At 60.5% G+C, this 26,400-nt stretch carries 18 protein-coding genes; 7 read left to right on the forward strand and 11 right to left on the reverse strand.

Annotated elements, in window-relative coordinates; all coding sequences use genetic code 11:
• Positions 1–20: 20 nt before the first annotated feature.
• The 3 genes from FE840_RS12170 to msrP form a co-directional block, all read right to left on the reverse strand.
• A complete protein-coding gene (locus FE840_RS12170; protein ID WP_179028206.1) occupies positions 21–242 on the reverse strand; it encodes a hypothetical protein in 222 nt (73 codons plus the stop codon).
• A 140-nt stretch (positions 243–382) separates the two neighbouring features.
• Positions 383–1,018 carry a protein-methionine-sulfoxide reductase heme-binding subunit MsrQ gene (msrQ, locus tag FE840_RS12175; protein ID WP_138289007.1) on the reverse strand — a complete coding sequence of 212 codons (636 nt, stop codon included), beginning with the start codon at positions 1,016–1,018 and terminating at the stop codon, positions 383–385.
• 1 nt (position 1,019) lies between these two features.
• Complete coding sequence (gene msrP / locus FE840_RS12180; protein ID WP_138289006.1) at positions 1,020–1,967, reverse strand: protein-methionine-sulfoxide reductase catalytic subunit MsrP; 948 nt, start codon at positions 1,965–1,967, stop codon at positions 1,020–1,022.
• A gap of 420 nt (positions 1,968–2,387) precedes the next feature.
• On the opposite strand from msrP, the gene ilvD reads away from it, so the two are divergent.
• Positions 2,388–4,223: a dihydroxy-acid dehydratase gene (gene ilvD, locus FE840_RS12185; protein ID WP_138289005.1), complete on the forward strand. Its 1,836-nt coding sequence runs from the start codon at positions 2,388–2,390 to the stop codon at positions 4,221–4,223.
• A gap of 67 nt (positions 4,224–4,290) precedes the next feature.
• On the opposite strand, the gene FE840_RS12190 is transcribed toward ilvD, so the two are convergent.
• Entirely contained in the window at positions 4,291–5,397 is a 1,107-nt protein-coding gene (locus FE840_RS12190; RefSeq protein WP_246318763.1) for a cytochrome c3 family protein, read from the reverse strand.
• A gap of 126 nt (positions 5,398–5,523) precedes the next feature.
• Between FE840_RS12190 and FE840_RS12195 the strand changes: the two genes are divergently transcribed.
• Positions 5,524–7,011, forward strand: coding sequence for a ferredoxin reductase family protein (locus tag FE840_RS12195; protein ID WP_138289003.1), 1,488 nt, complete (start codon positions 5,524–5,526; stop codon positions 7,009–7,011).
• Between the two features lie 81 nt (positions 7,012–7,092).
• On the opposite strand, the gene FE840_RS12200 is transcribed toward FE840_RS12195, so the two are convergent.
• Positions 7,093–7,446 (reverse strand): lysozyme inhibitor LprI family protein, encoded by a 354-nt coding sequence (locus tag FE840_RS12200; RefSeq protein WP_138289002.1) that lies wholly within the window; start codon positions 7,444–7,446, stop codon positions 7,093–7,095.
• Between the two features lie 178 nt (positions 7,447–7,624).
• Here FE840_RS12200 and FE840_RS12205 point away from each other — a divergent pair, with 178 nt between their 5' ends.
• The 4 genes from FE840_RS12205 (at position 7,625) to FE840_RS12220 (ending at position 14,496) form a co-directional block, all read left to right on the forward strand.
• Positions 7,625–8,695 (forward strand): serine hydrolase domain-containing protein, encoded by a 1,071-nt coding sequence (locus FE840_RS12205; protein WP_138289001.1) that lies wholly within the window; start codon positions 7,625–7,627, stop codon positions 8,693–8,695.
• An 89-nt stretch (positions 8,696–8,784) separates the two neighbouring features.
• On the forward strand, positions 8,785–10,185 hold the full coding sequence (locus FE840_RS12210) for a DegQ family serine endoprotease (RefSeq protein WP_138289000.1): 1,401 nt from the start codon (positions 8,785–8,787) through the stop codon (positions 10,183–10,185).
• Positions 10,182–11,495, forward strand: a complete 1,314-nt coding sequence (locus FE840_RS12215; protein WP_138288999.1) for a replication-associated recombination protein A — start codon at positions 10,182–10,184, stop codon at positions 11,493–11,495. The genes FE840_RS12210 and FE840_RS12215 overlap by 4 nt, the downstream gene beginning before the upstream one ends.
• 97 nt (positions 11,496–11,592) lie before the next feature.
• Positions 11,593–14,496 (forward strand): FAD-dependent oxidoreductase, encoded by a 2,904-nt coding sequence (locus tag FE840_RS12220; protein WP_179028207.1) that lies wholly within the window; start codon positions 11,593–11,595, stop codon positions 14,494–14,496.
• A gap of 16 nt (positions 14,497–14,512) precedes the next feature.
• Here the strand turns inward: FE840_RS12220 and FE840_RS12225 are convergent, their stop codons facing one another.
• Entirely contained in the window at positions 14,513–14,824 is a 312-nt protein-coding gene (locus tag FE840_RS12225; RefSeq protein WP_138288996.1) for a DUF1883 domain-containing protein, read from the reverse strand.
• Between the two features lie 215 nt (positions 14,825–15,039).
• Positions 15,040–15,279, reverse strand: a complete 240-nt coding sequence (locus FE840_RS12230; RefSeq protein ID WP_138288995.1) for a DUF378 domain-containing protein — start codon at positions 15,277–15,279, stop codon at positions 15,040–15,042.
• 1,753 nt (positions 15,280–17,032) lie between these two features.
• Here FE840_RS12230 and FE840_RS12235 point away from each other — a divergent pair.
• Entirely contained in the window at positions 17,033–17,392 is a 360-nt protein-coding gene (locus tag FE840_RS12235; protein WP_138288994.1) for an endonuclease domain-containing protein, read from the forward strand.
• Between the two features lie 1,172 nt (positions 17,393–18,564).
• Here FE840_RS12235 and FE840_RS12240 read toward each other — a convergent pair.
• From FE840_RS12240 to FE840_RS12255, 4 genes are all read right to left on the reverse strand, one after another.
• Positions 18,565–22,374 (reverse strand): vitamin B12-dependent ribonucleotide reductase, encoded by a 3,810-nt coding sequence (locus FE840_RS12240; RefSeq protein ID WP_138288993.1) that lies wholly within the window; start codon positions 22,372–22,374, stop codon positions 18,565–18,567.
• 683 nt (positions 22,375–23,057) lie between these two features.
• Positions 23,058–23,903: a DUF1206 domain-containing protein gene (locus FE840_RS12245; RefSeq protein WP_138288992.1), complete on the reverse strand. Its 846-nt coding sequence runs from the start codon at positions 23,901–23,903 to the stop codon at positions 23,058–23,060.
• A 286-nt stretch (positions 23,904–24,189) separates the two neighbouring features.
• Positions 24,190–25,956, reverse strand: coding sequence for a PQQ-dependent sugar dehydrogenase (locus FE840_RS12250; protein WP_138289035.1), 1,767 nt, complete (start codon positions 25,954–25,956; stop codon positions 24,190–24,192).
• Positions 25,956–26,396, reverse strand: coding sequence for a DUF2231 domain-containing protein (locus tag FE840_RS12255; protein ID WP_138288991.1), 441 nt, complete (start codon positions 26,394–26,396; stop codon positions 25,956–25,958). The genes FE840_RS12250 and FE840_RS12255 overlap by 1 nt, the downstream gene beginning before the upstream one ends.
• Between the last annotated feature and the right edge of the window lie 4 nt (positions 26,397–26,400).

Below are 26,400 nucleotides of genomic sequence, written 5' to 3' on the forward strand. Positions count from 1 at the left end.
TGCGTTGTTCGACCTGAAACTCAACTGTCGCATGTCTCCGCACGCCGAAGAAGGAAGCAGCGTTTCACCGCATTGTCGCTGAGACCAGCTGCCCGTTCGAAGGCCGCCTGCGCCTCGGCCCTGCGCTCCAGGCGAAACAGGAAATCCCCCTTTGCCGCATAGAGCGGCAGGTAGTCCGCAAGCTGCGGCTCCGCCTCGATCTCCGCCAGCAGCGCGAGCCCCGTCTCCGTTCCAAATGCCATGGCATGCGCCACCGCCCGGTTCAATGCCACCACGGGCGAGGGGACACGGTCCAGCAGCCGGTCATAGAGTTCGGCACTCTGACCTCAGTCCGTATCCTCAAACGTCGCCGCCCGCGCATGCACGGCTGCGAGCGCGGCTATCACCGCTGAGCGGTTGCCATTCTCCTGGCACGCCGTCTTTCCATCAGCTTCGGCCTAATCAGCCGATAGCCGATCAAAATGATCGTCACGGCGATATAGAAAGCCGCCTCCGGATCGATCACCTTCAGCGACAGCGCATAATGCAGAACGGCAGCAATCAGCACCGGATAGACCAGCTTGTGCAGCTGGTTCCATTTCGGGCCGAGCCGACGGATCGACCACTGGTTTGATGTCAGTGCCAGCGGGATCAGCAGCAACAAGCCGGCCATGCCGAGCATGATATAGGGGCGCTTCAGGATATCCCCGGCGATCGAGGAGAGAATGAGGCCCCGGTCGAGGGTGAGATAGACGGCGAAATGCGCAAGCACGTAATAGAAGGCCAGAAGGCCGAGCGCACGCCGATAGGCCATGAGGTTGACCCCGAACAAATCGCGCAGCGGCGTAATCAGCAGACCGAGACAGAGAAAGCGCAGGGCCCAGAGCCCGAGAAGGTGCTCGAACGCCCGCACGGGATCGGCACCCAGCCCGCCAAAGATGCCGAGATAGAAGCCATAAAGCCCCGGAATGAGGCCTATGGCATAGAGCGCCCAGACCGAAGCCGGTCTGTAGCGGGTCGGGATTGCAAGAGAGGCCATGTCAATAGAACTTGGTCAGGTCCATTCCCTCATACAGGCTGGCGACTTCGTCCGCATAGCCGTTAAAGGGCAGGGTATTGATGCGAGCTCCTCCAAAAAGCCCCTCGGCCTCGCCGATGCGACGCTCCGTAGCCTGGCTCCAGCGCGGATGATCGACCGCCGGGTTCACATTGGCGTAGAAGCCATATTCGTTTGGAGCAGCCTTGTTCCAGGTTGTCGGCGGTTCTTCTTCCGTCAGCGTGATCTTGACGATCGATTTGATGCCCTTGAACCCGTATTTCCACGGCACGACCAGCCGGATCGGCGCGCCGTTCTGGTTCGGCAGCGTTTCGCCGTAAAGCCCGGTCGCCAAGATTGTCAGCGGATGGCGTGCCTCGTCAAGGCGCAGTCCCTCGACATAGGGCCAGTCGAGCGCCTGGAAGATGCCGGCCTGCCCCTGCATTTCCTCAGGGCGCACCAGCGTCTCGAAGGCGACATACTTGGCCGAACCGAGCGGCTCTACCTGATCGAGCAGGGACGCAAGCGGAAAGCCGATCCACGGGATCACCATCGACCAGGCCTCGACACAGCGCATCCGGTAGACGCGCTCCTCCATCGTATAGTTGGCCATGATGGTTTCGATGTCGATCACCTGCGGCTTCGCGACGAGGCCATCCACTTCGATCGTCCAGGGACGCGTCGTCAGTGAGCCGGCGTTTTTTGCCGGGTCGTCCTTTCCGGTGCCGAACTCGTAGAAATTGTTGTAGGTCGTGACATCTTCCTTGGAGGTGAGCTTTTCATCCAGGGTGTATTTGGTCGGTATAGCCGCAAGCGGTGCTGCAAGCGCCGGAGCACCTGCGGCCATGGCAAGTCCACCTGCCGCAACGCCCATGAATTCCCGCCGCCTTAGATAGACGGATTTCGGCGTGATCTCGCTGGAGGGTATGTGGGGCGGACGATAGCTGGACATGACGGCCTCTCTGGCTTTCTGAACAATCTCTGTTGTGAAATAGGAGACGTTACGCAGGAAAACAGAGTTTCAGTCTTTGGGAAAGAAGGCGTTCGGGAACTATTTTGTGTACGGGAACCTGAGGCGCACCTGTAAGAATCACAGTTTCGCCACATCTGGGGAAGCTGCCGTGGGGCTGAGTGATACCAGAGACACAGGGCGGAAACCGCCGGATGGCGCTCCCACCATGCTGCTGACCGCTGCCGGATTGCCGGAGTTCGTGTCTTCACGTTTGTGAAACCGTACCGCTTTTTGTCCATGTGATAGTGATTGCGCGGTCGAAAGCCGATAGGAGTGCCGCCAAATGCAGCGCATTGCTGCGTGCGGAAACACCATAAGAAACACCAGAACAGATCAAAAAGACTAAAGAGGACTATCCCGATGCCCGCTTATCGTTCGAGAACAACCACGCATGGCCGCAACATGGCGGGTGCGCGCGGCCTCTGGCGTGCGACAGGCATGAAGGATTCGGATTTTGGCAAACCAATCATCGCCGTCGTCAATTCCTTCACCCAGTTCGTACCCGGCCATGTCCACCTGAAGGACCTGGGGCAGCTCGTTGCGCGCGAAATCGAGGCCGCCGGCGGCGTCGCCAAGGAATTCAACACGATCGCCGTCGATGATGGCATCGCCATGGGCCATGACGGCATGCTCTATTCGCTGCCGTCGCGCGAGATCATCTCCGACTCGGTCGAATATATGGTCAACGCCCACTGCGCGGACGCCATGGTCTGCATTTCCAACTGCGACAAGATCACGCCCGGCATGCTCTCGGCCGCCATGCGCCTCAACATTCCTGCCGTCTTCGTCTCCGGCGGTCCTATGGAAGCCGGAAAGGTAGTCATGCATGGCAAGACCGTGGCACTGGATCTGGTTGATGCCATGGTCGCAGCCGCAGACGACAATGTCTCTGACGCTGAAGTCTCCGAAATCGAAAAGGCAGCCTGTCCGACCTGCGGTTCCTGCTCTGGCATGTTCACCGCCAATTCGATGAACTGTCTGACAGAAGCCCTTGGCCTGTCGCTGCCCGGCAACGGCTCGACGCTCGCAACCCATGCCGATCGCAAGCGCCTTTTCGTCGAAGCCGGTCACCTCATTGTAGATCTCGCCCGCCGCTATTATGAGCAGGAAGACGAAAGCGTCCTGCCGCGCAACATCGCCTCCAAACGGGCCTTCGAAAACGCCATGGCGCTCGACATCGCCATGGGTGGCTCGACCAACACGGTCCTGCACATCCTGGCGGCTGCCCATGAAGGCGGCATCGATTTCACCATGGACGATATAGATCGCCTGTCGCGCAAGGTGCCCTGCCTGTCGAAGGTTGCCCCTGCCAAGCAGGACGTGCACATGGAAGACGTCCACCGCGCCGGCGGCATCATGCGCATCCTCGGCGAACTCGACCGCGGCGGCCTGATCAACCGCGATTGCCCGACCGTGCATGCCGAAACCATCGGCCACGCCATCGACCGCTGGGACATCACCCGCACCAATTCCGAAACCGTCCGCGAATTCTTCAAGGCGGCTCCGGGCGGCGTTCGTACCACCCAGGCCTTCTCGCAGGCCTCGCGCTGGGACGATCTCGACACCGACGGCGAAAAGGGCGTTATCCGCTCCGTCGAACATCCCTTCTCCAAGGATGGCGGTCTTGCCGTTCTGAAGGGCAATATCGCGCTCGACGGCTGCATCGTGAAGACCGCGGGCGTCGACGAGAGTATCCTGAAGTTCAAGGGCCCGGCCCGCGTCTTCGAAAGCCAGGATTCCGCCGTCAAGGCGATCCTGTCGAACCAGATCGTCGCCGGCGACGTCGTCGTCATCCGCTATGAAGGCCCCAAGGGTGGCCCTGGCATGCAGGAAATGCTCTATCCGACGAGCTACCTGAAGTCGAAGGGCCTCGGCAAGGCCTGCGCCCTGGTCACCGACGGCCGCTTCTCCGGCGGTACTTCGGGTCTTTCGATCGGTCATGCCTCGCCGGAAGCCGCCCAGGGCGGTGCCATCGGCCTGGTCTGCGAAGGCGACCTGATCGATATCGACATCCCGAACCGCACGATCAATCTGGTGGTTGATCCTGCAGAACTGGAACGCCGCCGCGCCGAGCAGGATGCCAAGGGCTGGTTCCCGGCCGAAACGCGCAAGCGCAACGTCACGACCGCGCTCAAGGCCTATGCCGCCTTCGCGTCGTCTGCCGACAAGGGCGCCGTGCGCCAGCTGCCGGAATAGTCTGACAAATCGAAAGATGCGCGAAAAGACCGCCGGCCCGAAAGGTCGGCGGTCTTTTCGTAAGACATTACGGTCGGCTGATTGATGCCATGTCGACGTCAACACTCGTCGACAGGCTTTCCAGGCTGTCATGCAGCAACTGCAGGAGATAGGTCGGGTTATGCACATAGCCCGCCGGGTCCTTCATCACGACCTGATAGTTGTAGGCCGCTTTGAGCAGGCGAGGGGTCCAGGCCTTGAACTGGTTGTCACGAACCGCCTCCGCATCGCTGATCGCGCCATCTCCATCGCCATCGACAAAGAAATAGGGGTGCCGGCCCTTGGCATAGCCGATCGGCGTCCCCGTGACCTCGCGCCCATAGGCGGTGATGGCATTGTAAAGCCGCTCATGCAGCGTGACGATCTCGCCATGGATACCCTCGGCGATATCGCCATCGCCGTCGAAGTCTCCGTGCCGCATCCGAATGTCGCGGATGGTGTCGACCCCCCTGTGACAGGTCATGCAACCCTCTTCAGCCACCTTTGTTGTGTGCGGATCGTGACAGGCAGTGCAGCTGTTGGCGCTCGGCACATGCTGGAAGCGTCCGGCATAGGTCTTGCCCGGATAGTGATAGCCACCATTGGTCTCGGCCCCGTGCATGGTGGCGGCGGCAACGGCATAATGAATGTTGAGGAAGGACAATTCCGCCGAAACCGTATCCTCGCCAAGGTCGCCGACAGCCTTCGTGACAGCAAGGCCGGATTGCCGGCCCTGATGACAGACGGTGCAGGTTGCCGAACTGCCGAGGCCATCGACCGTGACGCCCGAGGGGAAGCGGACGGAGGTGAGCGCATGGGCCTCGCTGGTATGACAGGAAGCGCAGCCGATCGGTGAATTGATCACGCCGGGCTTCTCGATGCTGCCGGCAGCACTCCCATCGACACCCAGATAATCGAGAAAGCCGGTCTCGGAATGACAGGTGGCACAATTGGCAGGCACTTCGCCATCCTTGTTCCAATAGGTGAAGGAACGGGAATGGTAATTTCCATGGGGAGAAGAGAGCCAGGCTTCCACCAAACTGGAAACCGGTGAATCCTCTTGGGCTGCAGCGGGTGTCGATATCGCAAGCATCCCGGCAAGTGTCGTCAGGCTGGCGATCAGGGCAAACAGTCTCGCGGGCTTTCGGCGCGTCATGTGATCCTCCTCGGTCGTGTCTGTCTTGGCGACACGGGCAGTTTGCGACAACCGGGAGGAGCGCGACATGACAGAGATCAATTCGAACACGAATCGTAGCTGCTAAGAACGACGCTGGAGGTACCCATGACCGAGACCGTGACAGACACTGCCATCGTTCAGTCGGCCCGCGCATCGACAGGCCTGACAAAGCTCCCGGCCGGCTTTCTGGCCGCAATCTACATCCTGTTTTGCAGCCTGCCGCTGCTTCTTGCATTGACCGCCAGGGTCTCCCCATCGGACCCTTGGGAAAAGGCTGCAGCAGCGCTGGGCATGGTGGCGCTGGCCGCGATGGCCATCCAGTTCGTCACCTCCGGGCGTTTCGAGATCGTTTCCGGACGCATGGGCATCGACAAGATCATGGCTTTTCACAAGGTCGCCGCCTGGTGGGTCCTGATCGCAGCTGTCTTGCACCCGCTGGCCTATGTCGCACCAACCTTTATCGAGGATACAAAGCTCGGACAGGAGCGTCTCGTCGCCTATCTTACGCTGCCCCATTACCGCACGGGCGTCATCGCCTGGGCGGCGATCGTGACACTGGTGCTGAGCTCCGCCTTGCGCAATGTCCTGCCTTGGCCCTACGAAGTCTGGCGTGCCATACACATCATTCTCGGTTTAGTTGCGATCGGCGGTGGGCTCCATCACGCGATTACCACCGGTCGTTTTGCCTCGCTCGGTCTGACCCAAAGCTATTGGTGGCTGATCACGGCTGCCATCATCGCGGTCATTGCCATCCTATATGGCTATCGCTGGCTGAAGCTGCATAAAAAGCCCTGGCGTCTGGCATCCGTCACTCGCCGAGCAGACCGCCTCTGGGAACTGGATATCCAGCCGGCGGATGGAACACCCCAGCTTGATTATCACGCAGGTCAATTCGTCTGGATGACGGAGGGAAGCCGTCGCTTTCCGCTGTTTGACCATCCCTTCTCGATTGCCGATAGCCCCAACCGACCGGGCATAAGTCTGATCGTCAAGGAGGTCGGCGACTTCACCCGTGATATCGGCAAGCTGAAACCGGACACTCCGATCGGCATCGACGGTCCCTATGGCGAGTTTTCGCTTGAAGCCCACCCGTCAGATGCCGTGCTTCTGGTCGCTGGCGGCGTCGGGATCGCCCCGATCATGGGTATCCTGCGCGACATGGTCGCAAGGCGCGATTCTCGGCCCGTCCGGCTCGCCTATGCTGTGGGCGCAGTTCCCAATTTCGCCTGTGTCGATGAAATCGAGGCCGCTGCCGCTGGACTGGATCTGAGACATCTGCTGATCGCCGAAGAGGCGACGGAGGAATGGCAGGGTGCTGTCGGAAGGCTCGACCGAACGAGGCTTGAATCGCTTCTGGAGGGGCTTGACCTGAACAGAACGGTTGCCCTGATGTGCGGCCCGGGTCCGATGGTCTCGGCAGTGTCCGACACATTGCTGGATGTCGGCATGCCGATGGAAAACGTCATCTATGAGCGTTTTGACTATTCCGGCGGAGCAGCCTCTCGCCAGGATCGGCGGCGCAGCCTCGCCTTCATCGGCGTCGGTTCTGTGCTCGCAGCTGCCGTGGGTAGCTTTACCCTTGCCCTGTCATAGCGCCTGTTTCACCGACTTCGTGATGAGTGGCGATAACTCATCTCGATTCGTACTGACACTGATCAGTGCCGACATCGGGTACTAGCGGGCGCGGATCCGCTCATACACCGTGCGCAAGTCAGCCATCCGTTCGGCATAGGCTGCTGCAATACAATCAGCATTGGTCTCGCAGGCATCAAGGCGTGCAAGCCAGACGCGCTGGTCCTGTTCCAGCGTCTGCCGTTCGCCTTCCGGCAGAAGGCCTCCTATCAGCGAGTAGGTTGTGGCCATCTCGACATCCTTGTCATTGAGGGTCGAGTTCTCGCAGATGGTCACTTCTGCTTCCGAGAGATCGGCAGCCCGGCAGTCAAAGCTCGCGGTAGCAGCAGGGCCTGCGGACAGAAGCATGAACACGGCAAGTGCCGAGGCGAATGTAAGCGTCGATGTGGGTTTCATCGTGTCCTCCTTCATGATGATCGTGGATCAGGCGTCGATGAGTGGTTTCATATGGGCAACGTTGAAGGGGAGGCACTGTTCCTGTGTCGGCGACATTGGCAGCGCTGATAGTACAAATTCTGGTGAAGGCTGAACATCTGCCCAGACTTTGCCCCATGCAGTCCATAAGATTGTCGTCATGCAAAGACGTACACTTCTTGCTGCTTTGGCAGCCATCCCCATGGTCCCTCTGACCGTTTCCCTGAAGCCATCCGCAGCATGGGCCCAGGTGCCCGCCGGCACGCAGGAGCGTGCAACAGAGCCCCATGATCCTGATGCGAATTCACGGATCGCACGGCTGCTGGAAGATGCGACCCGTCTCGAACCGCTCGAAACCGTCATCGTCAGCCGGGATGGTGAACTTCTGGCAGAACGCGCCTATGGCAGCCACTCGCTGACCGGCTCGACCAATATCAAGTCGGCTTCCAAGGTGATTGTCTCGGCGCTGGTGGGCATGGCAATCGACAAGGGGCTCCTTCAGGGTGTCGATCAGAAGATCGAGACCGTTCTGCGGTCGGAATTCCCGAGCAATCCTGATCCAAGACTGTCTGAGATCACGATCGGCCACCTCCTGTCCATGCAGGCGGGTCTCGCCCGCATGTCCGGCTCGAATTATGGCCGCTGGGTTTCCAGCCGCAACTGGACCCGCTTTGCTCTGGCTGCCGATTTCGTCGATGAGCCGGGTGGCGGCATGCTCTACTCCACCGCCTCGACCCATCTTCTTTCGGTCATCCTGACAAAGGTGTCGAAGAAGCCCACGCTTGCGCTGGCGCGGGAATGGTTGAGCCCCCTTGATGGTTTTCGTATCGGCTCCTGGCACCGGGATCCGCAGGGCTATTATCTCGGCGGCAACCAGATGGCGATGACCCCGCGTTCGCTCCATGCCTTCGGCGAACTCTATCGACGCGGGGGCGTAACAAAAGATGGCGAAAGGCTCGTATCCGAGGCCTGGATTGCCGAAAGCTGGAAGCCGAGAACCAGTTCGGTGTTCAACGGTGACGGCTATGGCTATGCCTGGTTCCTGAAGGACATGGCCGGCGTGCCGGTGAAATATGCCTGGGGTTATGGCGGCCAGATGCTCTATATCGTCCCGGATCTCGGGCTGACCGTCACCATGACGTCCAGTGAGGGCGAGCCATCTGCACGAACAGGCTATCGTGATGAACTGCATGCCCTGATGACCTCCATCATCGGTGCGCAGGGCGCCTGATGTCGTGAAAGGCGGGCTTTCCATTGTTCCGCCTATTTCACCCTCAAGAAACGGGCGTTAAAACATCCCGACCGAAAAAGGGGATTCGCATGCCTGTGTTCAAGACAATCCTGTCAACCCTCGTCATTGCCGGCCTGATGGTGCCGCATGCTGCGACCGCCCAGGAACGTGTGGTGCCCGATAGCCAGATGGAGATGCAGCTCTCCTTCGCCCCGCTTGTCCGCCAGACACGAACCGCTGTGGTCAATGTCTATGCAGAACGGATGGTCCAGCGCCGCGTCAATCCCTTCGCCGGCGATCCCTTCTTCGAGCACTTCTTCGGCCAGCGGATGCCGAACCGCACGGAGCGCCAGTCTTCGCTTGGCTCAGGCGTGATCGTGGAAGCCAATGGCACGGTCGTCACCAACAACCACGTCATTGACGGTGCGGATGACATCAAGGTGGCACTTGCCGATGGGCGTGAATATCCGGTGAAGGTGGTGCTGAAAGATGACCGTCTTGATCTGGCAGTTCTCAAGATCGACAGCCGCGAGCCCCTGCCAACCCTTCCGATCGCCAATTCCGATGCGACCGAAGTCGGTGATCTGGTGCTTGCCATTGGCAACCCCTTCGGTGTCGGTCAGACAGTCACCAGCGGTATCGTCTCCGGCCTTGCCCGCAATCAGGTGACTGAAGGCGACTTCGGCTTTTTCATCCAGACCGATGCCGCCATCAATCCCGGCAATTCGGGTGGCGCGCTGGTGAACATGCGCGGCGAGCTGATCGGCATCAACACGGCGATCTTCTCGCGCGGCGGCGGTTCAAACGGCGTCGGCTTTGCCATTCCTGCCAATCTGGTACGCGTCTTCCTGGAAGCTGCCGAGCGCGGCGATACAAGCTTCGAGCGTCCCTATATCGGTGCGAGCTTCGAACCTGTGACCTCGGATGTGGCGGAGGCGTTGGGGCTGTCGACGGTGAGAGGGGCGCTGGTCGTCAGCACTGTCGAGGATGGACCAGCGGCAAAAGCTGGCCTGCGTCCCGGTCAGGTCGTGATAGCGGTCGATGGTGTGCCGGTAGAGCATCCCGATGCCCTCGGCTATCGGCTGACCACGGCCGGGCTTGGCAAGACGGTGGCGCTTTCGATCAGCGACAATGGCAAGCCGGGCGAGGTCAATCTCGCGCTGGCCACAGCTCCAGAAACTCGTCCGCGCAATTTGACCTTGCTCGATGGTCGTAGTCCTTTTGCCGGCGCGCGTATCGCCAATCTTTCGCCGCGCCTTGCCTATGAGATGCGAATGGCATCCGAAGTCACTGGAGTGGTCGTCACCGAAGTTGTGCGGGGATCGCCCGCCGCCCGATTGGGCTTTGCCCCGCGCGATATCGTGGTGTCTGTGAATGGCGAGACGGTATCGCAGGTGGAGGACCTTGTAGCGCTTTCGCGAAGCGATCCCGGCTTCTGGCGTGTCGAGGTGGAGCGCGATGGCCAGCGCATCCGGCAGATCTTCCGATGAGTGATCTTTTCGCGCCGCAGATATCGAAGGAAATGGCCGAGCGCCGTCCACTCGCCGATCGTCTGCGGCCGAAAAGCCTTGCCGAAGTGACCGGTCAGGAGCATCTGACCGGCGAGGATGGCGTTCTCGCCCGGATGATCGCCTCCGGCTCGCTCGGCTCGATGATCTTCTGGGGGCCGCCAGGCACCGGCAAGACCACCGTCGCCCGGCTGCTCTCGGGCGAGGCGGGTCTCGCCTTCGAGCAGATCTCGGCGATTTTCGCTGGTGTGGCGGATCTCAAGAAGGTCTTCGAAAGCGCCCGCCTGCGCCGCATGGAGGGTCGGCAAACGCTGCTTTTTGTCGACGAGATCCATCGCTTCAACCGCGCCCAGCAGGACAGTTTCCTGCCGGTCATGGAAGACGGCACCGTCATTCTCGTTGGCGCGACGACCGAAAATCCGAGCTTCGAACTGAACGCCGCTCTTTTGTCGCGGGCGAGGGTGCTGACTTTCAAGCCGCATGACGAGGCGAGCATCGAGACGCTTCTGAAGCGGGCCGAAGAAAATGAGGCCAAGCCGCTGCCGCTGGACGCGGACGCCCGCGCCAGCCTGATCCGCATGGCCGATGGCGATGGCCGCGCCTCGCTGACGCTTGCCGAAGAGGTCTGGCGTGCGGCCCGACCGCGCGAAGTCTTCGACACCGAGGGGCTGGGCCGCATCGTCCAGCGCCGCGCACCTGTCTACGACAAGGGACAGGATGGTCACTACAATCTGATCTCCGCCCTGCACAAGGCGGTGCGCGGCTCCGATCCCGATGCCGCACTCTATTATCTCTGCCGTATGTTCGATGCCGGCGAGGACCCGCTTTATCTCGGACGGCGGCTGGTGCGCATGGCCGTCGAGGACATCGGCCTTGCCGATCCGCAGGCGCTCGTGGTCTGCAATGCCGCCAAGGATGCCTATGATTATCTGGGCTCTCCGGAAGGTGAGCTGGCGCTGGCAGAGGCCTGCGTCTATCTCGCCACGGCCCCGAAATCGAATGGCGTCTATGTCGCCTACAAGGCGGCCATGCGGGCGGCCAAGGAGCATGGTTCGCTTTTACCGCCGAAGCACATTTTGAATGCCCCGACCAAGCTGATGAAGGGCGAAGGCTATGGCGACGGCTATCTCTACGACCACGACCAGCCGGACGCATTTTCGGGCCAGGACTATTTCCCGGAAAAGATGGGCCGCCAGCAGTATTACGATCCGCCGGAGCGCGGTTTTGAACGAGAGATCCGCAAGCGCCTCGACTGGTGGGCGAAGCTTCGCCGTGAGCGGGGCGGCGGCTGATCATCACCGATTGATCGAAATTTCAGCTTAAGCCGGTTTTAAGCCGCCTCAATTATCCTGTGGCCACTTATTGTGGCGACATTTTTGAGGGGTTTTCATGCTTGGAGATCAGAGGTCTCTGCCAGCGTCAGTGGGTGACGGCGGGTCCTCCCGTTTTGGTTTGCCGAAGCTTGTCAAGATTTTTGCAGCCGTACTGATCACGCTTGCCGGCCTGTCGCTCCTTTTTGTCGGTTTCATTGCGTCTGGAAAGGCAGACAAGATTGCCGTCGAGAAACAGATCGAGCTGTTTCAGAACGTGATCGGCGCGTGGAACAACCTGATGGCCCGCGAGCAGTTGACCATGGCGCGCTGGGATCGATCGGTCGAAAACATCACTCTCAACTTCAATCGGACCTATGTGGAGGACGAGTTCGTCTCGTCGCTCTGGTATGATTTCGGCCATGAGCGCACGTATTTGATCGGGCCAGGTAATCGGGTGCTGATGCAGTCCTGGCAGGGTGAGGTCGATTTCACTCAGACGCCGCTGGACGCAGGGTCTGATTTGCAGGCTCTTGTTGATTTGGCGCTTGCCCGTCACGACACGAATCGCATCGCGATCAAAGGTGGTTACACCCAGCGCCTTGTTGGGGCTTTCGAGGTTCAGCAGATTGCTGCCTATGGCTTCATCGAGATTGATGGCGAAACCATGCTCGCGACAGCCATGGCCATTGTCCCCTATGACGCCGAGGTAGTCCTGCCGGAGGGGCCACCGGTCATCGTCGTCTCGGCCCGCCCGCTGACGACGGATTTTATTGTCGCAGTCAACAAGGAACTGGAATTCCCGGGGCTTGCCTTCTCTCGCGATCCGGGCGGTCTTGTGCCGCTGATCGGGGTTGATGGTCGCATGCTCGGCAGCCTGAGCTGGACGCTATACCGTCCAGGCGTCGAGATATGGGCCGTTGTCGTGCCGACCGTGGTCCTGCTCTGCGGCGTGTTGCTGATCGCGAGCCTGATCCTTGGCCGCTCGATCGCCCGCCTGTCAACCCGGCTGGAGGAAAGTGAGCGGCTCAATCGCGAACTCGCCCACAAGGATGCACTCTCGGGCCTTGCCAACCGGCTCTCATTCGACCGGGCCCTGAACGAGGCTGCAGAGCGGCTGACCCACGCACCCTTTGCCGTCATGGCGGGTGATCTCGACCGCTTCAAGGCCGTCAATGACATCCATGGCCATGCAGCCGGTGACGAGGTCATCCGGGCGGTTGCCACCCGTCTGCGTGACTGCGTTACGGAACAGGGTCTCGTGAGCCGGGTGGGCGGCGACGAATTCGTGATCCTGATGACGGCTTTCCGCGACCGAGCGCGCCTGTCGATGCTGGCCCAGGCCATCATTGCCTCCGTCTCCCGACCGATTACGCTGTCGTCGGGTGCCGTTGTCGATGTCGGCATCAGCCTCGGCATTGCTGTGGCCCCGGAAAACGGTGTCGCGGCGCGCGACATCATGATCATGGCCGACCGGGCGCTCTATGCCTCCAGGAGGGTGGACGTGGCCGTGCCTTCTTCGCCGAAGACCTCGCCTCTGACGAGCCATCAGGTGCCAGCAGGGACGCCGACGACGCCGGGAAAAACCGTGACGGTGTCCATGCAGCCTGACCTTGCCCGGCGTCGCCTGCTTCGGCTGTTCGCGGCCACGGTCCTGTCCAGCCTGACCGGCGCGAATGCGGCTCTGGCGTCCGCGACAGGCGGGAGCCGCAGGGCCGCCGGCCTTCGCGTCGTCGTCATCGGCGCCGGCATGGCGGGTCTCACAGCGGCGGCGAGGCTGAAGGGCGAGGGCGCTGCCGTGACCGTTCTCGAAGCCCGCAACCGCATAGGCGGGCGCATCTACACCGACCGCAGCCTCGGCGTTCCGGTGGAGCAGGGCGCCAATTTCATTCACGGTTTTGACGGCAATCCGCTCGTTGACCTTGTCGAGGCCGCAGGCGCCTCGCCCTTTTTCGTCGACGAGGACCTTTCCATCCTGATTGGCCCGGACGGCAAGGCCGTGGGCGAGGAAGCCTTCTGGGCCACCTGGGAACGGATGGAAGCACTGATCGAGGCCGCTGCCGAGGAAGCGGAAGCCAATCCCGATCTGTCGATGCTCGACGCCGTGCAGGCGCTCGACCCCGCGCTTCTGTCATCGCCGCTCGGCAATTGGGTGCTGACCGACCGGCTGGAGAACGAGCTTGGCGCGCCCCTCGGCGCGCTATCCGCCCTTCATGCCGAAAGCGGCGGCGAATATGAGGGACCCGATACCATCGTCCGCCAAGGTTATGACAGCCTCATCGCGCCGCTCGCCGAAAAACTCGACATCAGGTTTGACGCCAGGGTTCGGGCGATCCGCCATGGCGCGGAGGGCGTCACGGTCGAGACCGACGATCTTGAATTGAGCGCCGATCATGTGATCGTCACCGTGCCGCTCGGTGTCCTGAAAGCGGGTGCAATCCGTTTCGATCCGCCGCTGCCGCCACGCCACCGTGCTGCGATCGAGGCGATCGGCTTCGGCAATCTCGCCAAGGTTTCCGTCCGCTTCGAGCGTGCCTTCTGGCCAACCGATCTGCATTATCTAGGCTATGCCGGCGAAGTGCGCGGCCGTTTCGCCGATATGCTGAACCTCATGCCGATCCATGGTGAACCGGTCCTGACGCTGATGGCAAGCGGGGCCGAGGCAAGCCGCGTCGATGGCCTTGATATGCCCGAGGTCGAGGCGGAGGTCATGGAGGTGCTGCGCTCGATGTTCGGCGAGACGATTTCCGCACCCGTGGCGATCACCCGCCATGCCTGGACCCGCGATCCCTCAAGCCTCGGCGCCTATTCCTATCCGGCAGTCGGGGCGCTGCCATCCGATTTCGATGCGCTGGCAAGGCCGGTCGGAAGCCGGCTGCATTTTGCCGGCGAGCATACCAGCACCGAGCATTTCGGCACGGTGCATGGCGCCCATTCAAGCGGGCTTCGCGCGGCAGATGAGGTTCTGGAAGGGATCCGGTAATGGCCGCAAAGGCGCCTTACGACGCCTTCTGCTTCGGCTGGACCTGGGGCGCTGCCACCATCTTCACCTTGGATTCGGCCAGCCCATGATGGCCTTCCATATCGACGATCAGGTGCCAATGAGCATTTTCCGGGATCACCAGCTTCAGCGGTGATTTCTTCGCCACGCCACCCACATATTTGTAGTCCAGCGTTTCCTTGAAGCGCTGGAAATTGGTCGCGGTCATCAGGCGGACATTGTTGACCGCTGACAGGGTCACCTCGATGATGGTGCCGGCCCGCTGTTCCTTCAGATCGTAATGGGTGAAGCGGAATGTCGGTTTGGACATGCTGTCAACTCGTCTCTTGGTTGTCCTTTACGGACATCGAGATTAGCGACTGCCGGTTAAGGAAGCGTTCTTGGCAAGTCCGCCCGGATCACTGGCAACTGGCCTTTTTTGGGAAAGCCCGGACGAATTGACCACAAGAAACGGGGGCCACGAAGCCCCCGTCACGCGGATGAACGCTTGTCGATTATGAGGCGGGCCGCAGACCGCCGGGATCGTCAGTGGCGATGATGCACATTGGCCTCGGCATGGGTCTCGCCGATCGACATGGCCTTGAAGAAGGGCACGAGCTGCCACAGCGCCGATAGGCCGACCAGCACATAGACGATGGTCGCCAGCATGGTGTCCTGTCCGCCAAACAGGGCAGCCACAAGGTCGAGATCGGCAAGGCCGACCAATAGCCAGTTGACGCCGCCAATGATGACCAGGATGAGGGTGGTCAGGTTCAATGCACGCATGGAATTCTCCTCGGTTTTGGCATTTCGCCTTGGGATTGCAAGGCTTGCCTGGGAATTACAATCGTCTAACGAGGCGCGCTGACCTTGGTTCCGACCATTGCCGGATTTTTGCCGTATTCGGGTGAGGGCGTGTCCTGACCGTCTGGTCCTTCTCCCCGCAGCCAGGGAGAAGGTGCCCGAAGGGTAGATGCGGGGCAAAAGCCGAAAGCGCGACGACCCATCTCCCCCCATGCGGGGGAGAAAGCGATTTCGATGAATTAGGCCAGCGCAAGCGGCCTAAACATCAGAAATCGCAAGAGGGGGGCTCGGTGAGAATGATGCCACGGGAACTGCGCCCCTCTCCTGGAAAATCTGAAGTTTAGGCGGCTTACGCTCGCCTAAGCCTTCGGTTTTCCGTCCTCCCCCGCATGGGGGAGGTGAAGTGCCGTGCCAGCATTCTCTCATCGCCTTCGCGCGGCGTCGCGCTCAGGCCTCCGTTCGCTGAAATCGATTCACTGGATCGATTTCCGGCCTCCGGCCAACGCTCCGAAGCCTCTCCCTCCAAGGGGGAAGAGAGGTCGAGCAAAATTCAAATTGTCAAAAAACCATGGCCAATGTCCGGTCGGGTTTTGCCCTCCGGTTGCGGCCATGTTGGCCTTTGTCTTTCGTCTCGGACAGGGCGCCAGAAGCAACCTATCTAAGTAGTTTATGTGGCTCCTTCCGGCGCCCTGTTCGGTGTCTTTTCCATCGCAGTGTCTCGCTGCAGAGGCGGCGGTGACGGAAAGATCATTGGCGATCCACCGTCGTCCGGGCTTGAGGGTCGGGTCCCGCCTGTCCTTGTGAGACAGGGCGACACCCTGGCCGGTCGGCCCGGGAGGTTCCCGCCGGATGGTACCGTCCGGCCGGACCCTCAGTCCCGGGGAGGCCCTTTGATCCTTGTCGGATCTCTGGGGCTCCCCGCCGTCTTGTCATCCGGCATTTGCGCCGGACGCCTCCTTGTGTGCCTCCCGGGCACGCCCCTTCTGATCAGGCAGGAAGATCAGGAACCGGCCATCCGTGCCGGTTGTCCCTTCTTCCTGGCGAAGGGAGGGAGACCGTTGCGACGCCGTTGCCTTGGACCTGCGACAGCCCTCCACCCCGGCACCGGCCCCGCCTCGCCGGACTTCGCAATGTCCGGTGTATCCGAGGGCGGAACGGGATGAGTATGGGGCAGAGAAAAAGGGAGGGGGATGAAAATGGGGTATGGTGATTGATTGTGTTGGGGAATTTGGAATGATCATCCCCCAAGGGGAGGCAAATCCGCGTCGTTAACCCGTAAGGGATTGAGGGGAATTGAGGACGGTGCGCAATTTGATCACGAAAGTGTGATGAAGGTCTTTTCTCTCCCTTGGAGGGAGAGGGAAGTTGCGCGCGGTGACCGTTTCGGCCCATCTCCCCCCTTGCGGGGGAGACTTCGGAGCGGTGGCCGAAGGCCAGAAATCGATCCAGTGAATCGATTTCAGCGAACGGAGGCCTGAGCGCGACGCCGTGCGAAGGCTGTGAGAGGAATTGGCCCGATCAGGGCCAAACCTCAGATTTCGCAAGAGAGGGGCTTCGTGAGGTGAGTGCCAGCATAACTGCGCCCCTCTCCTGGAAAATCTGAAGTTTAGGCGGCTTGCGCGCGCCTAACTCTTCGATTTTCCGTCCTCCCCCGCTTGGGGGGAGGTGGGCTGCGGATCGCTCTTTCCTTTCCCGCAATTGGAGTGCAATCTGTGGTGGTTTCGGAGAGTGCGAGATGCCGCATCGCGAGGTACCAGAACGCCATCGCCGATTTGCCCGCGTCATGCGGGCGGATGCCACAGGGGCTGAGAACCGGCTGTGGCAGGAGTTGCGGGCAAAGCAACTCGGCGGCTTCAAGTTCAAGCGCCAGGTGCCGCTCGACGGCTACATTCTCGATTTCGTCTGCTTCGAGGCGCGGCTGATCGTTGAGGTGGACGGGCACCAGCATGTCGACAGCGCCCATGATGCGCGCCGTGACGCCTGGTTTCGCTCTGCGGGGTTTCGGGTGCTGAGGGTGTGGAACGCTGAGGTCGAGGAGAACCTCGATGGTGTCTGCAACACGATCCTCAGTGAGTTGAGGAATAGCGGCGAATGAGACGGCCTTATATCCCTCACGCGGGGGAGACTTGGGAGCGGTGGCCAAGCGCGGCCCCATCTCCCCCCTTGCGGGGGAGAAAGCGAAATCGAGGAATTGGCCCGATCAGGGCCAAACCTTAGATTTCGCAAGAGGGGGGCTCGGTGAGGATGGTGCCACGGGAACTGTGCCCCTCTCCGGGAAAATCTGAAGTTTAGGCGGCTTGCGCTCGCCTAAGCCTTCGATTTTCCGTCCTCCCCCGCTTGGGGGGAGGTGGGGTCGCGCCATCTCGATGGGTCACGGGCAAACGTTACCGTGGGTTCATGCGCAGCAGTGTTAATGGTTTGTGCGGCGTATATCTTGGCTTCTATCTCCCCCCCATGCGGGGGAGAAAGCGATTTCGATGAATTAGGCCAGCGCAAGCGGCCTAAACATCTGAAATCGCAAGAGGGGGGCTCGGTCAGGTGAGTGCCAGCATAACCGCGCCCCTCTCCGGGAAAATCTGAAGTTTAGGCGGCTTGCGCTCGCCTAAGCCTTCGATTTTCCGTCCTCCCCCGCATGGGGGGAGGTGGACCACGCTCTAATGCTTCTGTAAAAATTGGCTTACGTCAGATTGTGACGTACTCGATAAACCTGATTATCAAGTACAGCGACGTACAGAATCCCATGAACATTAGGGTGGCTGCACTTAGATGCACCCAACGAGAGTAAATTTGAGCGGGGGCTACATTTATCGCTTTAGCAGGTCCGTCGGCGCAACGAACATTGGTAAGCATCGGAGGGTTGTAACCAACCTCGAGCATGTTAATTGTGAAGTGTTCATTAGGCGCAAGGTTTTGTGTCTTTAAGACGAAGAAACCTTCAGCGTTTTCGGTGACCTGGTAGTCTCTCTGAGGCCAGATTGCAAAATTTTGTGGTCGTCGACCTAAGATGATTTCTATTTCTGTAGCTGTCTTTCGACCCGCATTCTTGAAAATAAGTGACTCGGTATATACTAGACTCGGTTCTGCATCCCCGCCTCTTAAGCCGTAACAGAAGCCGTGCGACTTGGAATAGATTATCTTTGATCGTGGGCTAGCTAAATACTTTATGTAGCCCCCCGCTAAAGGGAGGGCTACTGACGCGATCTCAGCGCGATAAGGTTCAATTAGACCCAGAAGGTACATTTAGAACTTTCGTACTTGGTTTAATCCTCAGCTGCAGCCGCTCGTCGCGCCACACGTGTCGCACTTCTCGCAAGTCCCGTTCCGCACCATCGTGAAATTCTGGCACTCGGAGCACATGTTGCCCGTATAGCCCTGCGCAATCGAGCGCATGCGGCGTTCGGCTTCGACCTTCTTGGCATCCGCCTTGGCGGCAGCGGCGTCGGCGGCGGCCTTGTCGGAGAAGAGGGCGGTGGCTTCCTGGCCGGCTTCGTCGACCAGTTCCTCGGCAATCTCCTCGGCGAATTCGACCGCGCGCTCCTCGTAATCGCGCTTGAAGGCGACGATTTCGGAGGTCGAGATGGCAGCCGTCACCTCAAGCTTGCGGGCGGCATTGCCCGAGAACGCCGTGACGGTTCCGCCGGACGAGGCCTTGGCCGGAGCGGCGGTCGCTGCACCCTTCGGCTCGGCGAGCGGCTGATGGCCCGTGCCGCCGACCAGCATCGGCTTGTGGCCACGGGTCCAGCCGGTCGAGACCAGATTGGTCTTGCCCTCCTGGATGCCCTTGCCGAGCGCCGTGTTGGAGAAGTCCGACGTATCGACATGGGCGAGGTCGTGGCGACCGAGATAGGAGACGGCGAGTTCGCGGAACACATAGTCGAGGATCGACGTGGCATTCTTGATCGCATCATTGCCCTGAACCATGCCGGCCGGCTCGAACTTGGTGAAGGTGAAGGCCTCCACATATTCCTCGAGCGGCACGCCATATTGCAGACCAAGCGAAATCGCGATGGCGAAATTGTTCATCATCGCACGGAAGGCGGCACCTTCCTTGTGCATGTCGATGAAGATCTCGCCGAGACGGCCATCACCGAACTCGCCGGTGCGCAGGTAAACCTTGTGACCGCCAACGGTTGCCTTCTGGGTATAGCCTTGACGGCGGTTCGGCAGCTTTTCCCGCTCGCGAACAACCCGTTCGATGACACGCTCGATGATCTTTTCAGTGACGGTGACCGCCTGGGCAGCCGCCGGCAGCTGGATCAGTTCCTCGACGCCGTCCTCGTCCGCCTCGTCCTCGATCAGCGAGGCGTTGAGCGGCTGGGAGAGCTTCGAGCCGTCGCGGTAAAGCGCGTTGGCCTTGAGCGCCAGCTTCCAGGACAGCATATAGGCTGCACCGCAATCCTCGACTGTCGCCTCGTTTGGCATGTTGATCGTCTTGGAGATCGCGCCCGAGATGAAGGGCTGGGCCGCCGCCATCATGCGGATATGGCTTTCAACCGAGAGATAACGCTTGCCAATCTTGCCGCAAGGGTTGGCGCAATCGAAGACCGGCAGATGCTCGGGTTTGAGGAAGGGCGCGCCTTCCAGCGTCATCGCACCGCAGACATGGATATTGGCAGCCTCGATGTCCTTTTTCGAGAAGCCCATATGGTCAAGCAGGTTGAAGCTCATGTCGGCGAGCTGCTCGTCGGTGACCTTGAGGGTCTCCTTCAGGAAGTCGGCGCCGAGCGTCCACTGGTTGAAGACGAACTTGATGTCGAAGGCAGCCTTCAGCGCGCCGTTGACAGCCGCGATCTTCTCGTCGGTGAAGCCCTTGGCCCGAAGCGTCGTCGGATTGATGCCCGGCGCCTGGTTCAGGTTGCCATGGCCAACGGCATAGGCGTCGATCTCGGCGATCTGCGATTCGGAGTAGCCGAGTGCCCTAAGCGCTTCCGGAACGGCGGCATTGATGATCTTGAAGTAGCCGCCACCGGCGAGCTTCTTGAACTTCACCAGCGCGAAATCGGGCTCGATGCCGGTCGTGTCGCAGTCCATGACGAGACCGATCGTGCCGGTTGGTGCGATGACCGAGACCTGGGCATTGCGGTAGCCATGCTGTTCACCGAGTTCCAGCGCCTTGTCCCAGGCGGCGGTCGCATGGGCAATCAGGGCCGGGTCGGAGCAATCGGCATGAATGAGCGCCACCGGATCGACCGACAGACCTTCATAGCCTTCGGAGAGGCCATGGGCCGCGCGGCGATGGTTGCGGATGACGCGCAGCATGTTGTCACAGTTCGGCTGATAGCCGGGGAAGGGGCCGAGTTCCGAGGCAATTTCGGCTGACGTCGCATAGGACACGCCGGTCATGATAGCGGTCAATGCACCGCAGATGGCGCGGCCTTCCGCCGAGTCATAGGGGATGCCCGACGACATCAGCAGGCCGCCGATATTGGCGTAGCCGAGGCCGAGCGTGCGGTATTCATAGGAGAGTTCGGCAATCTGGCGCGACGGGAACTGTGCCATCATCACTGAGATTTCGAGAACGACGGTCCAGAGGCGCACCGCATGCTCGTAATCGGCAATGTTGATCTTCTTGGTCGCCGCATCCTTGAACTGCAACAGGTTGAGCGAAGCCAGGTTGCAGGCCGTGTCGTCGAGGAACATGTATTCCGAGCAGGGGTTCGATGCGCGGATCGGGCCGGCAGCCGGGCAGGTGTGCCAGTCGTTCATCGTCGTGTTGTAGTGCAGGCCCGGATCGGCGGATGCCCAGGCGGCATAGGAGATCTTCTCCCAGAGGTCGCGAGCCTTTAGCGTCTTCATCACCTTGCCGTCCTTGCGGGCGGTCAGGTTCCACTCACCGTCGTTTTCGACAGCGCGCAGGAAGTCGTCCTTCAGCGAAACGGAGTTGTTCGAGTTTTGGCCGGAAACCGTCAGATAGGCTTCCGAATCCCAGTCGGTGTCATAGGTCTTGAAGTCGAGGTCGGTATAACCCTGCTGGGCGAACTGGATGACGCGCTTGACGTAGTTTTCCGGAACCTGGTCCTTCTTAGCCGCCTTGATTTCGCGCTTGAGGGCCGGGTTCTTGTTCGGGTCGAAGCAATCGTCATTGTCGGCCGAGCAATTGACGCAGGCCTTCATGATCGCCTTCAGATGCTTGGCAACGATCTTCGAACCGGTGACGAGGGCTGCAACCTTCTGCTCTTCCTTCACCTTCCAGTCGATATAGGCTTCGATATCGGGATGGTCGATGTCGACGACGACCATCTTGGCCGCGCGACGGGTGGTGCCGCCGGACTTGATGGCGCCGGCTGCCCGGTCACCGATCTTCAGGAAGGACATGAGGCCGGAGGAACGACCGCCGCCCGACAGCTTTTCGCCTTCGCCGCGCAGATAGGAGAAGTTGGAGCCGGTGCCGGAGCCATATTTGAAGAGACGGGCTTCGCGGACCCAGAGGTCCATGATGCCGCCTTCGTTGACGAGATCGTCCTCGACCGACTGGATGAAGCAGGCATGCGGCTGCGGATGCTCATAGGCCGACTTGGACTTGACCAGCTTGCCGGTGAAGGGGTCGACATAGAAATGGCCCTGGCCGGGGCCGTCAATGCCATAGGCCCAGTGCAGGCCGGTGTTGAACCACTGCGGGCTGTTCGGTGCGACGCGCTGGGTGGCGAGCATATAGGCGAGCTCGTCCTTGAAGGCGCTCGCATCTTCTTCCGAGGTGAAATACTTGCCCTTCCAGCCCCAATAGGTCCAGGTGCCGGCCAGGCGATCGAAGACCTGGCGGGCATCGGTTTCCGAGCCATAGCGCTCGTCTTCCGGCAGGCTGGCCAGCGCCTTTTCATCGGCAACCGAACGCCAGAGGAAGGAAGGAACGTCGTTTTCCTCGACCTTCTTCAAGATCTTCGGCACGCCGGCCTTGCGGAAATACTTCTGTGCCAGAATGTCGGCTGCGACCTGGCTGAATTGGTTCGGCACGTCGATATCGGCCAGACGGAAGACGATCGAGCCGTCCGGGTTCTTGATTTCGCTCACCGCCTTGCGGAATTTGATCTCCGCATATGGCGATTGGCCCGGCTTGGTGAAACGTCTTTCTATGCGCATCTGCCTGTCCCTCGATCTTGCGCGCCACGAAGGCGCAAAGTGTACGTCTCGCTGCGCGTCCAACTCGCGCAGCCAGCCAATTGTTCATCCGTCAGTGATTCATCCGGAGATGTCTGACGCTTTATCTTGTGGTTATCGTGGCTGCAAACACTAAATATAGTACTAACAACTTATTGCCGCCAGTCCCCGAACCCCGTTTCGGCGTCAGAAATTTGCAAACAGTGTCCTGCGGCGTGCCCATGCTTTCACGCACGGATTCGCCCTGGCACATAAGCAACAATTTTCTGATGAAACCCGGCCTCGTCATGCCCGGTCCAGTCGCCGCCGCAACGGGTTCATTAACATCGAGTGAACTGATTCCGTCAAGGGGTGGTTTGTGAATGAAATATTAACGCTAGATCTTGTGGGTGGGGGTGTGGATAACGGGTAAAACAGTGAAGTGTCGGTAATGTTTGGATTTTCTCTTTTCGGCACCCGGCGTGGAGGCGGCCTTCGCGGAAGTCAAGAGGAGACAAACGAGAATATCTGGGGACGAAAACCTGTTGCGATGTGACGCAAGATCGGGAGGGACCACAAGAAATGGTGGGTGGTTGCTCTATTGATCCGCAACCGTCGCGCACCCCACATGCGCATGACGGCGCAAAGGCAAGATCGGCATGACGGCACAGAGACTGATACTGCGCTCAAGGGCTGGGTTTCTGCGTGCTCGGTCTCCCGATCGGCAGATGCTGTCGCAAGCGACCCGTATCCGGCTCACGGATATGGCGATAGCGTGCCTCGACAAAATTATAGGCTCCGAATGCGGCAAGACCGACGGCCACGATGGTGTAGACGGTGCCCCCGAACGGAAGCTGGCGCACCCAGGCCAGCGCTTCAGCCGTCCCCCCGGCCTGCTCGGGATCGATCGTCAAGCCGGCATAAAGGAAGAACCCACCGACGACCATGAAGACAACCCCCCGTGCCACCAGTCCATAGATCGAGATCAGGACTGCTGGCGAGTTTTTCGACACATCGAGATCGAGATGGCGACCAAAGCGGCGCGCGAGGCCCTTGAGGGCGGTCACGCAGCCACCAATCACAAAGCCTATGCCGATGATGCCTGCCAGATAGCGCCCGAAGGGCTGTGACATGACCCAGTAGGCAACACCCTGCTCGCCGGAGGAGCCGCTACCCTGGGAATAGAGCAGGGCCATGGAAAAGCAGGTAATGGCAAGAGCTGCATAGACGATGGCACTGCCAAACATCACGGCCCGAATGAGGTAGCCTTTCAGATCGCTTGCCTGCTGGTCTGCATTGGCGATCGACTGAGCGAGGCGCCAGACGACAAAGCCGCAAAGACCCAGCCCGACCAAGGCGATCCAAACCCGACCAAGTGGCTGCTGGAACAGGGTTCTTAAAGCCGACTGCGTGTCGGGTTCGCTGCCTGTCAGGCCCGAAACCAGCGCAAGGCCCGCAACGAGCAGGAATACCACGCCGCGAGCCGTATAGCCGGCGCGCGCCAGCATGTGGAATTTTGATCGGACATCCATTCTGCCTCTCCCTTCGTCAGAGCTCAAACGGCAAAAGCATTCTCGGGGTTCCGGGACCAGGGAGGGATGTCTGCAACCGTCTTATGGTGGGCCGCGACAAAGGCGCACCAGCGCGTCATCCTGCATCCGGGGTACCGACCAGTAAGAAAGAGACCGCCAGGCGGCGGTCAGAGCTGGGGGAGGGCGTTGGCGTTTTCGGCACTCTGAATGAGTGCGCATTGTGGAACGCTGCGTGGAGGAAGCAAAGCCTCCCGCAAATCACGGACCACACGGCAGGCAGCAAAGATCAGTTCACATCTTCGACAGTGCCGGGCGGCAGAACCGCCGGTGCAATCTCCGTCTGTGGCGGAGTCGGTGTGGCCTGCGCCTCTGAACCGCCGCTTCCGCTTGCATCTGCGGCACCATCGACGTTATCGGGCGGTCCGGCATTGGCGTCGCTCTCTGGCGCGCCACCTAAGGGTGCACCCGGCTGCGCCGATGCCCCCGAACCATTATTGGTTGCCCCATCTGCTTGTGTCGGAGACACGACGCCGGGAACACTGCCATCCTCTGTCGCAGTCGGGCTTGCCGGTGAGCCGTCCTCGGGAGGCGTATTGGCAGCCGGAGCGGTGGATGCGGTCGGCGTCTGTGTCGGCCTGGCATCCGTCGCGATGGGTTCCGGTGTCACGGTCCCGTCCGCAGCGGCAACGCGCCACACGGTATTGCCGGCATCATCGGCCACCAGCAGTGCTCCGGTTCCATCGATCCCGGTCCCGACTGGTCGACCGCGAGCCTGATCGCCATTGAGGAAACCCGTCACGAGGTCAACGGGATCACCGGCCGGCATGCCGTCTTCGAAGGGTATGTAAACGACCTTGTAGCCATTGAAGGTATCGCGGTTCCAGCTTCCGTGCTCGCCGATGATCGCGCCGCTCGCGAACTGCTCCGGCAGGGCCGAGTTCATCGAAAAGGTCAGGCCGAGGGCAGCGACGTGACTGGATAATGAATAATCAGGCGCAATCGCGCGCTCCACCATGTCGGGGCGGGGCGGATGGACCCGCTCGTCCACATGGTCACCGAAATAGGACCAGGGCCAGCCGTAGAAAGCCCCGTCCCGAACCGATGTGAGGTAGTCCGGCACGAGATTGGGGCCGAGCTCGTCGCGCTCGTTGATGACAGCCCAAAGAACACCCGTGTCGGGATGGAAGGTCAGCCCGTTCGGATTGCGCAGGCCGGAGGCATAGATCCGAGCGGCACCCGTTTCCCGATCGATTTCCCAGATTGCCGCCCGGCCCTTTTCCGCTTCCAGACCGCGCTCTGCCGCATTGGAGTTGGAACCGACCGAAGCATAGAGCATGGTGCCATCGGGACTGAGTGCCAAATCCTTGGTCCAGTGGTGATTGATCGGGCCGCCCGGAAGTGGTGTCAGGATTTCCGGTTCGGCCGTAATCGACGTTTCACCAAGCGTGTAGGGGTAGGAAAGCACGGCATCGGCGGCAGCCACATAGAGCGTCTCGTCAGCATAGGCGACGCCAAAGGGCGAGTTGAGATCAGTCAGCAGATCATGGCGCTCATCGACAGTGCCGTCACGGTCAAGGTCGCGCAGCAAGGTGATGAGGTTGCTGTCCTTTTGCGGCCCACCACCGCCACCCTTGGCCAGCGACATGATGAAGCCGCGAATATAGTCCTTGGGTCGCTCCAGCGGCTTTCCGCCCGGTGCCTTGCCCTGTACGACAAGAACGTCACCATTTGGCAGCGTGTGGACCGTGCGCGGATTGGCTAGATCGGTAGCATAGGCGCTGATCGTGAGGCCGTCAGGGACGGTCGGCAATTCTCCCTCGGACCAGCCAACCACCTCGGCAACCTTCATGTCGGGCAGCAAGCTTGTGCTCGGTTCCGGCAGGACCGGATCGGGACCAATCTGGCTGGAGACATCGAACTCGCTTTCATCGCTGCAGCCAACCAGAGTAAGAAGCAGCAGCGCGGTCGTCGCCAGCGCAAGACTGCGGGTCGAAAAGGCCTCTTCCGTCGATCTGGTCACGGCTGAGCGGTTTTGCTTTGGAAGTTGTCTCATCATGGCATCCTCCAGGGCAGTCCATAGCGATGTTCGATGGTGAGCCATACCGTCAGGATCATGGCGACGATGGTTGCAGCCGAGACCAGCAATCCATAAGGCACCACCGCCGTCCAGCCGTCTCCGGCATGAATGAAGCTGTTGAGGATGGCGAGCAGCAGGACGCCGACAAAGGCGATGGTGGCAGACCAGCCGGGGCGCGTATCGCGGGTGTCCTTGCGGGCGAGATCAATCGCTCCGGCAATCAGAGCTAGTGCTCCGCCGATTTCGCCGAAAAACAGAAGCCAGGACGAAAAGTTCTGCCACATCAGGAAAGATGTTTGCCAATAAATGATGTCGGTAATGAATGTCAGCGTGAAGCAGACAAAGGGGAAGGGCGCGAAGATTCCGCTCAGCGGATAGGTACGCATGGCCACTTCCGGCGAATGCAATGAGCTCATGGGG

Source organism: Peteryoungia desertarenae (assembly GCF_005860795.2).
Lineage (GTDB): Bacteria > Pseudomonadota > Alphaproteobacteria > Rhizobiales > Rhizobiaceae > Allorhizobium > Allorhizobium desertarenae.

Excerpts from the sequence above, each read along its gene's own strand:
- FE840_RS12170 (WP_179028206.1), bottom strand. The coding sequence starts at position 242 with ATGGCATTTGGAACGGAGACGGGGCTCGCGCTGCTGGCGGAGATCGAG.
- msrQ (WP_138289007.1), bottom strand. The coding sequence starts at position 1,018 with ATGGCCTCTCTTGCAATCCCGACCCGCTACAGACCGGCTTCGGTCTGG.
- msrP (WP_138289006.1), bottom strand. The coding sequence starts at position 1,967 with ATGTCCAGCTATCGTCCGCCCCACATACCCTCCAGCGAGATCACGCCG.
- ilvD (WP_138289005.1), top strand. The coding sequence starts at position 2,388 with ATGCCCGCTTATCGTTCGAGAACAACCACGCATGGCCGCAACATGGCG.
- FE840_RS12190 (WP_246318763.1), bottom strand. The coding sequence starts at position 5,397 with ATGACGCGCCGAAAGCCCGCGAGACTGTTTGCCCTGATCGCCAGCCTG.
- FE840_RS12195 (WP_138289003.1), top strand. The coding sequence starts at position 5,524 with ATGACCGAGACCGTGACAGACACTGCCATCGTTCAGTCGGCCCGCGCA.
- FE840_RS12200 (WP_138289002.1), bottom strand. The coding sequence starts at position 7,446 with ATGAAACCCACATCGACGCTTACATTCGCCTCGGCACTTGCCGTGTTC.
- FE840_RS12205 (WP_138289001.1), top strand. The coding sequence starts at position 7,625 with ATGCAAAGACGTACACTTCTTGCTGCTTTGGCAGCCATCCCCATGGTC.
- FE840_RS12210 (WP_138289000.1), top strand. The coding sequence starts at position 8,785 with ATGCCTGTGTTCAAGACAATCCTGTCAACCCTCGTCATTGCCGGCCTG.
- FE840_RS12215 (WP_138288999.1), top strand. The coding sequence starts at position 10,182 with ATGAGTGATCTTTTCGCGCCGCAGATATCGAAGGAAATGGCCGAGCGC.
- FE840_RS12220 (WP_179028207.1), top strand. The coding sequence starts at position 11,593 with ATGCTTGGAGATCAGAGGTCTCTGCCAGCGTCAGTGGGTGACGGCGGG.
- FE840_RS12225 (WP_138288996.1), bottom strand. The coding sequence starts at position 14,824 with ATGTCCAAACCGACATTCCGCTTCACCCATTACGATCTGAAGGAACAG.
- FE840_RS12230 (WP_138288995.1), bottom strand. The coding sequence starts at position 15,279 with ATGCGTGCATTGAACCTGACCACCCTCATCCTGGTCATCATTGGCGGC.
- FE840_RS12235 (WP_138288994.1), top strand. The coding sequence starts at position 17,033 with ATGCCGCATCGCGAGGTACCAGAACGCCATCGCCGATTTGCCCGCGTC.
- FE840_RS12240 (WP_138288993.1), bottom strand. The coding sequence starts at position 22,374 with ATGCGCATAGAAAGACGTTTCACCAAGCCGGGCCAATCGCCATATGCG.
- FE840_RS12245 (WP_138288992.1), bottom strand. The coding sequence starts at position 23,903 with ATGGATGTCCGATCAAAATTCCACATGCTGGCGCGCGCCGGCTATACG.
- FE840_RS12250 (WP_138289035.1), bottom strand. The coding sequence starts at position 25,956 with ATGAGACAACTTCCAAAGCAAAACCGCTCAGCCGTGACCAGATCGACG.
- FE840_RS12255 (WP_138288991.1), bottom strand. The coding sequence starts at position 26,396 with ATGAGCTCATTGCATTCGCCGGAAGTGGCCATGCGTACCTATCCGCTG.